The sequence below is a fragment of the Polaromonas vacuolata genome (assembly GCF_012584515.1).
Lineage (GTDB): Bacteria > Pseudomonadota > Gammaproteobacteria > Burkholderiales > Burkholderiaceae_C > Polaromonas > Polaromonas vacuolata.
Genome location: NZ_CP051461.1, coordinates 516,698 through 530,743, shown reverse-complemented (window position 1 = coordinate 530,743; position 14,046 = coordinate 516,698). Strand labels below are relative to the sequence as shown.

10 protein-coding genes are annotated in these 14,046 nt (G+C 52.2%); 4 read left to right on the top strand and 6 right to left on the bottom strand.

Translation table 11 applies throughout. The features are described from left to right. Positions 1-363: 363 nt before the first annotated feature. The 4 genes from HC248_RS02550 (at position 364) to HC248_RS02535 (ending at position 5,055) form a co-directional block, all read left to right on the top strand. Positions 364-2,016 carry a DUF6311 domain-containing protein gene (locus HC248_RS02550; protein WP_168921130.1) on the top strand — a complete coding sequence of 551 codons (1,653 nt, stop codon included), beginning with the start codon at positions 364-366 and terminating at the stop codon, positions 2,014-2,016. A 183-nt stretch (positions 2,017-2,199) separates the two neighbouring features. After that, a complete protein-coding gene (locus HC248_RS02545; RefSeq protein WP_168921129.1) occupies positions 2,200-3,138 on the top strand; it encodes a glycosyltransferase family 2 protein in 939 nt (312 codons plus the stop codon). Next, a complete protein-coding gene (locus tag HC248_RS02540; RefSeq protein WP_168921128.1) occupies positions 3,131-3,532 on the top strand; it encodes a GtrA family protein in 402 nt (133 codons plus the stop codon). The genes HC248_RS02545 and HC248_RS02540 overlap by 8 nt, the downstream gene beginning before the upstream one ends. A 314-nt stretch (positions 3,533-3,846) precedes the next feature. Then, complete coding sequence (locus HC248_RS02535) at positions 3,847-5,055, top strand: trypsin-like serine protease (RefSeq protein ID WP_168921127.1); 1,209 nt, start codon at positions 3,847-3,849, stop codon at positions 5,053-5,055. 90 nt (positions 5,056-5,145) lie between these two features. Here the strand turns inward: HC248_RS02535 and HC248_RS02530 are convergent, their stop codons facing one another. From HC248_RS02530 to HC248_RS02505, 6 genes are all read right to left on the bottom strand, one after another. Further along, positions 5,146-6,519 carry a TolC family outer membrane protein gene (locus tag HC248_RS02530; protein ID WP_238342697.1) on the bottom strand — a complete coding sequence of 458 codons (1,374 nt, stop codon included), beginning with the start codon at positions 6,517-6,519 and terminating at the stop codon, positions 5,146-5,148. 4 nt (positions 6,520-6,523) lie between these two features. Beyond that, a complete protein-coding gene (locus HC248_RS02525; RefSeq protein ID WP_168921125.1) occupies positions 6,524-7,891 on the bottom strand; it encodes an HlyD family type I secretion periplasmic adaptor subunit in 1,368 nt (455 codons plus the stop codon). 51 nt (positions 7,892-7,942) lie between these two features. Continuing rightward, complete coding sequence (locus HC248_RS02520) at positions 7,943-9,694, bottom strand: type I secretion system permease/ATPase (RefSeq protein ID WP_168921124.1); 1,752 nt, start codon at positions 9,692-9,694, stop codon at positions 7,943-7,945. A gap of 44 nt (positions 9,695-9,738) precedes the next feature. Then, a complete protein-coding gene (locus HC248_RS02515) occupies positions 9,739-11,484 on the bottom strand; it encodes a type I secretion system permease/ATPase (protein ID WP_168921123.1) in 1,746 nt (581 codons plus the stop codon). Then, positions 11,481-12,089 (bottom strand): hypothetical protein, encoded by a 609-nt coding sequence (locus HC248_RS02510; protein ID WP_168921122.1) that lies wholly within the window; start codon positions 12,087-12,089, stop codon positions 11,481-11,483. Before HC248_RS02510 ends, HC248_RS02515 begins: the two co-directional genes overlap by 4 nt. A gap of 88 nt (positions 12,090-12,177) precedes the next feature. Further along, positions 12,178-14,046, bottom strand: a complete 1,869-nt coding sequence (locus HC248_RS02505) for a CHASE2 domain-containing protein (protein WP_168921121.1) — start codon at positions 14,044-14,046, stop codon at positions 12,178-12,180.

The following is a 14,046-nucleotide window of genomic DNA, read 5'->3' as shown; positions in this document are numbered from 1 at the left end:
TCTCGACGGCAATTTCCACTAATTCATTTCATAAAAAAATGCGTCTGTAACAAGAGAGGCCTTGCTACGAATGTTAAAACTTATGCGAGCAAAGCACGCCGCTCCAAACGCAACGAACTAAAGCAATCGGTTCAATTGCATTTGGCAGCGCCGTTTAGCGCTGAGCTGATATTGAACACACCAGAGACAATGCACGAACTCCTTTAAGCCAAAGGGGTCACACTCATCTGTCCGTAGTTCGGGCATTAAAAAACACTGGCTTGGTGCGATAAGATTTGTACATCAAGTATTCAACTTGTTCTGCCAACCATTTTTTTAAACTGGCAACAGTCAAATCAAGTCGCAACCACCACTTCTATACACATGCACACCCGAGCCTACGGTAACGCGCACCCCACGCCCAAACTTGTAGAAAGCGCGCTCGTCATATTGGCAGCAACGCTTTTTTTTCTTTATGTGTTCGGCTGGCAAATTCTCGATCCCAAAGCCACCGCATGGATGTTGTCTGGCGACCCGGCACAACACTACCTTGGCTGGCAATTCTTTCGCAATGAATCTTGGCAGTTTCCACCCGGTCGCATTTTAGGTCTTGGCATACCAGACGGGACCGCTTTGGCTTTCACCGACGCCATTCCACTACTAGCCCTGCTGCTCAAACCCTTCTCAACATGGCTGCCAAATACGTTTCAGTATTTCGGCGCATGGATGCTGGCCTGTTATGTACTGATTGGGTTTTTTGGTTTGCGGCTGCTCGCCACGCTGACAGACCGAACATGGCTGCGCCTGATGGGCGCAGGATTCTTTATTCTGAGTCCGCCTTTACTTTTTCGCGGCCATGGACATGAATCACTTATGGCGCATTGGCTGCTAATAGCGGGGATTGATACCTATTTGCGTGGTTGGAGCTGGCCACGCTGGCTCACTTGGAGTGCTATAGCGGCACTTAGCCATCCTTACCTATTATTAATGGTGTTAGGACTACTCGCTGCAAGTGCTGTTAGCGCATTGCAAGTCAAGCGCGACAAAACACTGATGCAATTACTACGCGAAACCACCGGCATATTTGCTGTAGTAATAGGACTACTTTGGTCCGCAGGATCTTTTAGCGGTCAAGGCGGACTGGCGGCCGAAGGCTACGGCTACTTCTCCATGAACATCCTCTCCCTGTTTGACCCCATTTTCAGCGCCTCTCGTTTCCTTACGCAAAATACATTTAATGAGGATTTCAATCCCTTTGGGCAGTACGAAGGATTTCTGTATTTAGGCGCAGGAATGATTGTGCTCGCTGCAGTTGCCTTTGCACTCCAACTATCAGCAGTTGAACCGACTTTAAAGCCTCTGTTGAAAAAATATTGGCCACTGATAGTTGTTGTGACACTATTTTGGATTCTTGCCTTATCTAACAAAGTCATGCTTGGCAACATCCATCTGGTTACTTTTCCATTGCCTCAATTTCTGATCAAAATTCTTTCAATTTTCCGCGCTAGTGGTCGCTTAGGCTGGCCACTGTTTTACCTGCTTAATTTTGTCATCATCGCGATTCTCATTCGCAAGCTCCCTTACCGCGCAGCACTCGTTGTTATTGGTGCAGGGCTACTACTTCAATTTACAGACCAAAGCAAAAAATACCATGAGCTCAATGGTTTAATGAGCCAGCGCATGGCGTGGCAGACACCACTGAAGGATCAACAATGGGCGCAATTAGCCAGTGCAGCAAAGCGCCTCATCGTAATTCCTCCCCATCCTCCTATGGAGAAAATTTATATCCCCTTCGCCAATCTTGCTGCACACCACCACTTAGCGACTAATGCAGCGCATCTAGCCCGAACCAGTACAGCCAGCACAGAAACTTACATAGAAGGTGAAGCTAACCGACTTGCAGACGGACATTACGATCCAAAAACACTTTATGTTTTCCCAGAGATTGCTGGGTTGAAATATGTTCCACTGAATTACCGTTCCAAGGTCATTGAACTTGACGGCCGCTTTGTACTACCAGCTGGACTTTTAAATTGATACCATCAAATTCAAACTCTTTATTCATCAGTAATGTCTCCAGCTTTATTTTTTATCGTTTTGCTTAAAGAGTATGAAAAATATTAGAGTTCAATTAAAAAACACGCCGATTAATTCGTATGTAAAAACTAATGCGTCATCTATTAAAAAACTTTTTACTCTTATAGCAAATGGAGTGAAAACGTGACGACACTTGTTTCTTTGATAGCTCCGTTTTATAACGAAGCAGCTGGCACAAAAATATTTTTTGAACGCGTAGCCGCAGTTTTCTCCAAGTTACCCGATTACCGTTTTGAAATAATTGCCATCAACGACGGAAGTCGTGACGCAACCTTAGACGCATTGATAGATGCGCGCGAACACTATGGCTATGTGCATATAGTTGATTTTTCTAGAAACTTTGGCAAAGAAGCGGCATTAACCGCCGGCCTTGAACGTGCGAGTGGTGACGCCGTTATTCCGATTGATACAGACTTACAGCACCCCCCCGAATTAATCATAGAAATGCTGACCAAGTGGCGTGAGGGTGCTGAGGTCGTATTGGCTAGACGCAAAAGCCGTGCAACAGATGGCCGCATACAAAAGCTGTCGGCAAATTTTTTCTACCAAATTCACAACCTAATTTCAGATATAGATATTCCACCCAACGTGGGTGACTTTCGTCTTTTGGATAGAAAAGTAGTCGTCATCCTAAAGCAGTTACCTGAGAGCAGAAGATTCATGAAGGGCTTGTTTGCTTGGGTAGGTTTTCGTAGCGTGACGATTGACTACGACGTTGAGCCACGACTTCAAGGTGCCTCTAGTTTTAATTTTTGGAAACTGTGGAATTTTGCACTGGAAGGCATCACCAGTTTTAGTACCGCGCCTTTACGTATTTGGACTTATTTAGGTGTTTTTTCGTCGGCTATCGCACTGCTCTACGCATCAATCATCATCATCAAGACGCTGGTCTATGGCGTCGATGTGCCTGGCTATGCCTCCTTAATGGTGGCAGTTTTGTTCTTCGGTGGCGTTCAATTGATTGGCATTGGCGTCTTGGGAGAATATATTGGCCGCATCTACAGCGAAGTCAAACGGCGTCCGGTTTATGTCGTTAGACAAGAGCATCCGATTGATGATTAATTTTTTTAATAAACTTTCACCGGCTTATCGCGAACCCTTAATATTTGGCGTGATCGGTATTGCCAATACCTTGCTACATTCTGTGACGGTTATCAGCCTGATGGAAAAAGCCCTCACTACATCCATACCGGCAAATATTATTGGCTTTGGTCTGGCCAATACATTTTCTTTTTTCGCCAATTCTTTCTTTACCTACAAGAGACGTCCAAGTCTGTTTCTTTACTGGCGGTTTCTCTTGGTATCTTTGCTGAGCTTGGCACTCACCGTATTTTTTGCTGCACTTGCGCAAGCCATGGGTTGGCACTATCTCGTGGGCTTAGCTCTGGTTATGTTGTTGGGACCCGTGCTGACATTCCTGCTTCATAAGGCATATGCGTTTGGCCAAACGCCATAAACACCTCACCGTTTGGTTACACCTTTATGAGTAAGTCCTACGTCTAAACGCCTAAAACAACGAGTTTCTCAACAAGAAACAAGAAGAAATTTGGATACGCTTAATTGTGTTTATTGGATTCAATTCCTTAAAAACCTAGCGTTAATTTCAAATTAGCGCCAACGGTCAAACTCTAAAAAGATAAAATTGTGTTATTTGTTTCGCTTTAAGTAAGTTGCGAGAACAACTAGTGTTTTGTGATTACCTTGGGATCTCATTAACCGAGGAAAATTAGTCGTTTACACCTATCGTTTGCCACCTTTTAGATTGTTTGCATGGTCACCACCACCGCCTCCCCCTCAGACTCGCGCTACAGCACCTCGCCCGGAAAAGGCTTTGATGGTGTAGTACGCGTCAGCGTTGATGGATTCTTCGGGAGCGGAACTTTGCTGTTTGACGGCCGCGCCGTGCTGACTGCCGCCCACTTATTTGAAGGGCGTAGCGGCAACGCCACGGTGTCTTTTGAAACCAGTAGTGGCACGCAAGCCGTTAACGCCAGCAATGTAATAGTTCACCCGGATTACGTCGGCTCGCAAGTCAATAACGATTTGGCGTTAGTCTGGCTATCGGGCTCACCACCGACTGACGCCAACCGCTACAACCTTTATCGAGACAGCAATGAGATTGGCCAAGTATTCACCTTGGTGGGCTACGGTAGAACCGGTACCGGCAGTACAGGAACCAGTAGTAATAGCAGCAGTACGCCTATACGCTTGAAGGCCGCCAACCAATTCGATGATGACGCCTCAGGCCTAAAAGCAAGTCTAGGCGCCAGCATGGCTTTTTCGCCATTGCCCGGCTCGCAACTGATTGCAGATTTTGACGACGGTACAACAACGCATGACGCCTTAGGGCGACTGATCAATGTCAACAACACCGGACTAGGCCTGAACGAAGGCTTGATTGCCCCAGGTGACAGTGGTGGGCCGGCATTTCTCTCGGGGCTGCTCGCCGGTGTGGCGAGCTACACCGCCCGTTTGATCAGTAGTAATGGCACCAGCCCCGACATAGATTCAGTTATTAACAGCAGTTTTGGTGAAATTGCCGCCTGGCAACGTGTTAGCCACTACCAACAATGGATTGATCAAAGCATACGCTCGCGACTACCTAATGCGCCCATCAAGCCAGAGGACGTTCAAAAAACTGTTGTGGAAGGCAATAGCGGCACCAGCTATGCCTACTTTTTATTGCAGTTTACCGGCGTGCGTAGTGACGCAAGCAAAACCTTGAGTGTTGACTACGCTACGCGAGACGGCACGGCAATGGCTAACAGTGATTACATTGAAGTCCACGGAAGGTTAAATCTCTACCCTGGTGAGAACCAAGCGGTCATTCCGGTTGAGATCATTGGCGACACAGTACCCGAGCCAACTGAGTTCTTCTATCTCGACGTCACCAATCCAGTAGGTGGAAGTTTTGGCGAGGGCGTAGTCAAACTAACCGCTGTGCGAACCATACTCGATAACGATGGTTTTATGGGCTAAAACCACAGCTGAACTCCGCACCTTTATTCGACTAGCCGGCATCAGTCGTGCAGCGCTTATGCACAAATACGCTGATGCCCGGCAACCCAATTAAGGCTTTAGCCAGCCGTTGACCTCATCAATCACTTCGGTCTTAGGACCACCTGTCAGCGCTTGCAATTTGACCCTTGAAATCAGGTAAACAAAACGGGCCTGTGCCAAGTCACGTTGGGCGCTAACTTTTTGTTGTTCGGCATTGAGTGTGTCAATCAAGGTGCGGCTACCGGCCTCATAAGAGCGGCGGTTTGACATGGCAACTTGCTCTGTCGAGCGCACTGCCTGCTCTAACGCTTTGACTCTGAGCACGCCTTCAGTGACACCCCGAAACTCGTGGTGCACACGCACACCCAAATCACGACGCAGCGCCTCAAGAGCCTGTTCAGCACGCGCTTTTTCAGCCAATGCCTGACGTACGTTGGAGTTCACGTTGCCACCAGAAAAAATCGGAATACTAAGCTGTAGACCAATAGAGTTGTTGTTAAAGCTGTTGTTAACACTAGTCACCGTGCTGCTTGCATCACGCGATATCTGCGCAACAGCGTCTAGCGTAGGGTAGTGACCCGCCTCGGCCTTTTCAACTTCATAGCCGGCGGATTCAACTTGAGCCTTGAGTGAACGGATCTCAGGGCTGCTGTCTTCTGCGCGATCTATCCAGTCTTGAACCCGATTCGGTGTTGGCTCTAGTAGCTGCAACTTTTCAGGGTCTAGCGTCGCGAGATTATCAACCGGTTGGTTGACCAAGACTTGCAACTGCCTATGGGTGTAGTCCACGTTTTGGCGCACTTCTAATTCTTGCGCTACGTTGAGGTCAAGTGCGGCTTGCGCCTCGTCAATATCGGTACGCGTTCCTGCGCCGGCGGCAAAACGTTTCTTGGCAGCTTCAAACTGGCTTGTGTAAGCCTTTTTTTGTGACAGCACCAACGCTAGCTGCTCTGCTGTTAACAAAGCCTCAAAGTAAGCGCCGCTAACGCGCACCGCGACGTTCTGCAGTTCCCGGTCCAAAATAGCATTCGCATCATTAACCTGCGCTTTTGCTTGCTTGTAGTCGGCGAATTGGAATTTACGAAAAAGCGGTTGCCTAATCGTCAGTGCCAAAGAGCTACTGTTGTAGTTTCGGTTGCTAACCGACGCGCGCCCCGCAAAATCGGGTCCTATGCTTTCCAACGAGTTGTTGTTCCGCGACGCGCTCAACGCGATGTTGGGCAGCAATTGGGAGCGTGCCTGCGGCAAACGCTCAAGTCTGGCATCAGTCGCAGCTCGTGTGGCCAAAATACTGGCATCTTGCGACATGGCCGCTTGATAGGCCTGTGACAAGTCAAGCGACCAAGCTGAAGTGCAAAGCGGTGCATAGGCCAAGCTGGCGATTAGCGCGAATCTGCGGCCGCTTATGCGCCCAAGCTTGGTGGCAGAAAATACTGATTTCACCGTATCACTCCTCATTCATGGATGCCGCAATACGCTTGGTCAGCGGATGCAACAAATAAGTCAACATAGAGCGCTCGCCAGTGCGGAAAACCACTTCAACCGGCATACCCGGTTGCATCTGACGTTTACCCAACTTCTTGAGTCCTTCAGGCGTCACCGCAACCCGCGCCAAGTAATAACCAGCGCCGTTTTGTGGGTCGGTCAGCAAGTCGCCCGAGATCGATGTCAGTTTGCCCTGCACCACCAATTGCGGTGAGCGCGCAAAAGACGAAAACCGCACATCAACCGGCATACCCGTATGAATGCTGTTGATCAAATGCGGTTGCACGCGGGTCTCTAGCAGCAACGACTCATTGGCCGGCACTACGTCCAACACCTTTTGTCCAGGGCCAATCACACCACCGACGCTTTGCACAGCCATTGCCACTACTTGTCCAGTCGCCGGTGAGCGGATTTCAGTGCGCGCCAAGTCATCTTGTAACGCAACGAATTTACCCGCATCGCCCAGCACTTCTCGCGTCACGTCAGCGAGCTGTGTTTCGACTTCTTTGCGGTATTCCTGCTGCCGCGAAATTGCGCGCTGGCGCAACTCGGCAATGCTGCTCATAGAACGAACGGTATTGCCTTGAAGCTCGGCAATAGAAGCGTTGGACTCTGAGACCTGACGTTCGAGTTCCAACTGGCGATTGCGCGGGACATAACCTTCCTTGACCAGTCCACGGGTGCCGGTGAGCTCTTCATTGAGAAGCGAGAGCTGATTGCGCCGGCTAAGCATCATGCCTTCGTAAGCTTTAGACAAACCTTGTTGACCTTGAATGCTTTCCTGAATCGACTGCAAGTCAGCCTGCAGAGCGCCTTTGCGTGAGCGCAGCAGTTGCTCTTGATTCATCATTTGCTGCTTGATCAGCGGATCGCTGGCCGCAGCCATCAAGTCAGGATGAAAGGTAATCGTGCTTTGATTGGCTTGCTCGGCCAGCAAACGTCCCTGCATAGCACGCAGACCCAAATAACGCTGGCGTATCGCTTCAAAATTGGCTTTCGCCGCGGCGTCATCAAGCTTGATCAAGAGCTGACCTTCCTTGACTTGGTCGCCCTCACCAACCAGCACTTCTTTGATGATGCCGCCGCTCAAGTGTTGAACCGACTTGCGTTTGGTATCAATCGCCACATGTCCTTGGCTGGGCACACCTTCGTCCAGCGGGGCGAGTGCAGCCCAGAGCAAAAAGCTACCAAAACCTATGCCAAGAGCCCACAAGCCAATGCGTCCTGCATGGCCCATGTCCGAAGAAGGCGCTAGGCCGGACTCGGTCTCTCCTATTGAGACCGGTGTTGAAGGAGTAGTCAGACGTTTCAAGATATCGGGTGTTGCCATGGCAGATTTTGATAAAAAGGAGGAAATAGAAAAAAAGGCGCGCGCTCAGCTTTAAGCTGGCAATGGCGAACCAAGCGACGGCGCGGCTGGCGCAGCAGGTGTGGATCCAGACGATGGACTGGTATTTCTGAGCGAAGCCAGAACCGCTTCCTTGGGGCCGTCAGCGAAGATTTCGCCATCACGCAAAAGAATGAGCCGGTCAGCCACCGCAATCGCGCCTGGGCGATGGGTGATCAGGAAAACCGTTTTACCCTTGGCTTTGAGCTCCACCACGGTACGCATCAAAGCGGCTTCGCCAGCATCGTCCAAATTGGCATTCGGCTCGTCGAGCACGACTAAAGCTGGCTCACCATAAATCGCCCGTGCCAAGCCAATGCGTTGACGCTGACCGCCAGACAATAAATTGCCGGCCTCGCCAATAGTCGTGTCGTAACCCTTGGGAAACCGCAAAATCATCTCGTGCATACCAGCGCAGCGGGCGGCCTCAATCACTTTGGCCGAATCGACTTGACCAAGCCGCGCAATGTTCTCGGCAATCGTGCCATCGAAGAGTTCTACGTCTTGCGGTAAATAGCCTAAATGGGGACCTAGTTCAGTGCGCTCCCAGCGCTCTAGCGGCATGTCGTCTAGCAACACCTCGCCGACCGCACCTGGCCAAATACCAATCATCACGCGCGCCAAGGTTGATTTACCAGAACCCGACGGGCCTAGCACCGCAACCACAGTGCCCGCAGCAACTTCAAACGAAATATTTTTCAAAATCGGCGAGGTACGCCCTTCCGCACTGGCCACGACACCACGCAAAGTGATCGCACCGCTTGGCGCCACCCGGCTCAACGCAGGGTCACGCTCAGGGTAATCGGCCAATAGCTTTTCCAATCGCTCAAAGGCTGACCGGCTGGTGACAAAGCTGCGCCAAGTACCCACCAACTGGTCAATCGGTGCCAATGCACGCCCCATCAACACATTCGCCGCAATCATGGCGCCGGGCGACAACTGACCGTCAATCACCAGCAAAGCACCCGCACCCAGGGCTAGCGACTGCTGGCTGTAACGTATGAACTTGCTCCAAGCGGTAACCCGGTGAGTCAAGCCTTGTGCGGAGGAGTTTTTACCCATCCAAGCTTGATACTTTTGGTTCCAGCGTTTTTGCAGGTTACCAATCATGCCCATGGATTCCAGCACTTCGGCATTGCGCAGTTTGCTCTGCAGATAGCTAGTGGTTTCGCTACCGATTTGGGCCGCCTCTTCCGCAGGGGCCACGGTATGCCGGTGACCAAACCAAGCCAAAGCCGCCTGAATCAAGGCAAACACCAGCGACAAAATACCCAACCACGGATGCAAGAAAAAGGTCACGGCAATATAAATCGGTGCCCATGGCGCATCAAAGAGCGCAAAGATTCCGTTACCGGTGAGGAATTGTCGAATTTGAATCAAGTCCCCGAAAGAGCGCGAAGGTGAGCGCGAAGACTGATTTAGGTAAGCATCAAAACTCGCATTAAATACACGGGTGCTCAGTTGCTCGTCAAAACGCATGCCAGCCCGGACCAGCACGCGGGAACGCAGCCATTCAGAGCTAGCCATCACGCCAAACAAAAACAACGTGATCAAAGACACTGCCACTAGCGTTAACTCGCTCTGGCTAGTTAGCACGCGGTCAAACACTTGCAGCATGTAGATAGTCGGTGCCAGCATCAGCAGATTGGTCAGAAAGCTGAGTACGCCGACGATGAAGAATTCCTTGCGGAAAGCCCACAAAGTAGCAGTCAACTCGCTGCGATTAAAGAATGAAGGTTTTTTCATAGCATTGTTAAAGGCGTTATTCGTTAGTGGCTTGTATGGAAGTCTTAGGCCACTGGCCTCATGGCGCCAGAAGATTGACCTGCGGCCTGAGCCGCGGCTTGCTCGTTGGCCTGCTTTAAGGCATTTAAAACTTCATCGCGCGGACCGAAGGCCTGCATCACGCCATCGCGCATCACCAACATCTTGTCTGCAACTGCCAACACACTGGTGCGGTGCGTCATGATGACAAAAGTCGTGCCACGCGCTTTGAGCTCCAAAATGGCCGAGGCCAGCGCGGCATCACCCGCCTCATCTAGGCTAGAGTTGGGCTCATCCAACACCACCAGCACCGGGTCGTCATAAATAGCGCGTGCCAGCGCAACTCGCTGCCGCTGTCCACCCGAAAGCATGGCGCCGTCCCGACCGACTGGGCTGTCGTAGCCGTCAGGCAAGCCCATGATGAATTCATGCAAGCCAACCGAGCGGGCCGCTGATTTAACCTTGGCCATCTCGACTTCACCGAAACGCGCAATATTCTCTGCCAGCGTGCCGTCGAGCAACTCAACGCCTTGCGGCAGGTAGCCCAGATAAGGGCCAAGTTCACTTTTATCCCAAGTGAAAACGTCCGCACCATCCAAGCGCACCTTGCCGCTTGCCGCTGGCCACAAACCCACAAGCAGTCTAGCCAGAGTGGTCTTGCCCGACGCAGAAGGGCCGACTACCGCTAACACTTGACCAGGCGTCAGGCTAAACGCCACATTTTTGACAATCGCCACGCCACCATTGGGCGCACCGGCCACCAGCGCTTCAACCAACAACGAGCCGTGCGGCGCGGGCAACGTCATAGATACCGGCTTGACAGGCGCCGACGCCAACAAGCCCTCAAGACGCTGCCATGCGTCGCGCACATTCACCACCATACGCCATTGCGTCACGATTTGTACCAGCGGCGCGAGCACCCGACCGCCCAGGATCGAGCCAATAATCATCATGCCCGCGCCACCGTTGAGCTCATTACGCAACAGCAACCACGCACCCAGACCTAGCAGCAGCGAGCCCATAGTGGTTTGCAAAAACTTAGTCAGCGCTTGATAGCCGCCGGCACGGTCTGAGGCAATCGCTTGCAGACCCAGAAATTCGCGCTGCTTACCCATCCAACGGAAATGAACGTCACGCAGCATGCCCATAGATTCAATCACTTGCGCATTACGCAGTGAGCCGTCCGCATACTGCTGCGCGGCAATGGCGGAGCGATTCGCCGCGACCAGCGGCGGCTGCGTATTGCGCTCATTAAGCCAGCCAATACACACTTGCAGCAAAGAGCCCACCACCGCAGACCAGCCCAGCAGCGGGTTAATCGCAAACACCAGCACCAAAAACACCAGCGATACCGGCGCTTCCATCAGCGCCGTCAGGGGCGGCGAGCCCAGAAAATCGCGCAGGGTTCGAAAGTCGTTCAGCGGCTGCAAGCTGCCGCCGGGCACACGCTTGAGATTGGCGTCGAAAATAGCGCTAAAAACACGGTTGCGCATCTTCTCATCCAGCTTTAGGCCAGCCTCATGCAAGATCTCAGAGCGCGCCCACTCCAAAACCTCCATCAGCATGTAAGCGCCCAACACCACCAAGGTCAACATCGCCAACGTCATGTGGTTGCGGCTGTTAACCACGCGGTCGTAGACCTCCAACATGTAGCCGCTAGGCGCGAGGATTAGCAGGCATGAGAGCACGCTAAACCAGGCCGCGCGCACAAAATAAGGGCGCAGCGATGTGACTGCTTGGCGCAGCTCGGAATGGGGTTTCAGGGTACTCATGCGGCCTCGTCAATCATCACGTATTCGGGAATTTCGCCCGGGTCTAGCTCTTTGTCAGCGGACACTTCATTGCCTTCTGACGCCGTTAAAAACAGGAAAGACAACTCAAAGCGGTCTGTCGCCGTTTGGGACAATACTATTTCGCCCAATTTTTTCTCATGGAAACTCGCTTCGTCCTCTGGCTGCAAGGCTAGGTGAAAACGAATCCGGCCCTCCAGCGTGTACATAGACAACTGGCCGTTCTTCACGCTAAGCGTGTGGCGGTCAAAGTACACCGGGCAGGTATCGGCAAAACGCAGTAGCGGCAGCGGCTTATCGCCCAAGCGGCTCAAGTTAAATGGGCTAGCAGGGTGCTGATAAACCAGCCGACTGGTGCGCGACACGGAATAAATAGCATTGCAAACCATTTGCGAACCCATGGCCGGAAACTGCTCACGCAACTGCTTATAAGCCAGGTGGTGAAGCGTGACCCTATGCCAGCAACGTGTCTGCTGAACCAGCGGCGCTAATGCATTGCAGACCTGCGCAAACGCTTGCTGCAGCTCGCGAAGACTGGCGAACTGCTCCGGTGAGCTGTTCAGTGGAATGCGTAATACGGAATTCATATAGGAAACTATTATAGGGTCTCATATATGAACTTTTGAAGCGTCAGCAAAATGAGTTGTTTTGAACTGCTTTAGTTGGCTAAAAAGATCAAATCTGCCCGCGCTGCGTGGTGAAAACTTCGGTCGCATGCTGGGTTCCCCGCAGCGTAATTTCCCCCAGTGAGTGGGTCTTGTGCCTAAGCAACTGGCTGTTGGCTTTAATCCCAATCACCAATTGTGTCGGTAAGTTTTGCGCCGCCGCCTCTAGCCGCGAAGCAAAATTAATACAGTCACCGACTGCTGTGTAAGTGCTGCGAAACGAAGTCCCCAAGTCACCCACCAGCGCCGGGCCACTTTCAATCCCGATGCGCACCCGCACGGGCGGAAAGTTCTCCTGCGCGCGACGGGCATTCAGCGCATCAACTTCAGCCAGCATGTCTAGCGCAGCACTTACCGCTCTATCCGCCTGATCGTCACAAGGCAGCGGCGCACCCCAAAACGCTACCAAACCATCACCGGTATATTTATCCAGCGTGCCCAAGCCTTCTAGCACCGGACGCGTCAGGCAAGCCAAAAAGTCTTTGGTGAGAGTGGCCGCATCCTCCAAGCCTAGAGACGAAGTGGCGCGGGTATAGCCCTCCATATCAGCAATCAACACCGTGACATCGCGCAGCATGGGCTTGAGGCTGTGCTGCAGGTCTAGGCGCACGATTTCATCGAGTACTGGCTGCGCCACGTAATGAGAAAAAGTAGTCAGCAAACGCCGGCTTTTACGCTGTGTGCGCCACCACTCATAAGGGACAGCCACCATGAGCAAGAAAAAATAAGCCCACAACGGCGCAGTCACCGACCATTCCGCCTGCCGTGCAACGCCGGCAAATGCCTGTCCCAACCAAACCGGAACCATACCCAACAGCACCAACAAACTACCCCATGCCGGCAGTTTGGCAATACACACAATGGCCAGGGCTATGCTGAGAAAACTCCAGACCAATATCCAAGTCCGGCCCGACCAAGCTGGTCTTGCCCGGCCTTCTGACAGGTCTAGCAAACCAGAAAGACTGGCTGCATGCACCATAATGCCGGCACTTAATGGCGCCAGCGGCGTACTGACGCGGTCACCCAAGGACAATGACGATGAGCCCACCAGCACATAACGCCCCGCAATCAGCGTACGCGGCGCACGCTCGCTGAGTATGTCAGCAGCACTGATGACGGCATAAGCCGACAGGGCGAGGCGGTAAGGAATTCGCCATTGACCTTGCGCATTGCCCGACGGTGCAAGCGCAAGTGGATCGACACAAGCGTGAAGCGCGCTGGCAAAATTTAAATAATTAAGCCCCTCAAAGCGGGTCTGCGCCGGTGTGCGCCTTAGCACCCCGTCGGCATCCGGCTTATAGCCAATATTGCCAATACAGCGCGCATTTTTTGCCAGCCCCGCATGGTTGGCGATGTAGCCGTAAGCGCTCAAACCATTCTGTTCACCTGAGCCTTGCTGACTGGCTGATTGCATATTTAACGCACTCAGACCGCCAGCCAGAGTGCCTTGCAAAATCGGCGGATTACGCGGCGTGTAGTCAAAAATTTGCGCCAATGTCAGCGGCGCGTGAGCCGCTAGAGACGCCATGCGGGCGTCCCCCTGTGGATCGCCGGCGTCAGCAAAAACGATGTCCAAACCCACCATGCGCGCGCCGTACGGCCCCAACAACAACTCGGTCAAGTCGGCCACTTGTCGACGCGGCCATGGCCATGGACCTATCTGCTCTAAAGCGGCTTCGTTGATGTCAATCACCACCAGTCGGTTTTCCGCTTGCTCGCTTGCTGACCAGCGCAAAAAGGTGTCGCGTAAGCCTTCATCCAAGCGCGTCACCAAAGCGGGACGCTGCCACTCAATTAACAACGTCAGCGCAAACGCCAGTAAAGCAATCGCCACCAGCGTCGCAGTCCCCCTAGAAAAACGGCTGGTCTTTTTTTGCAT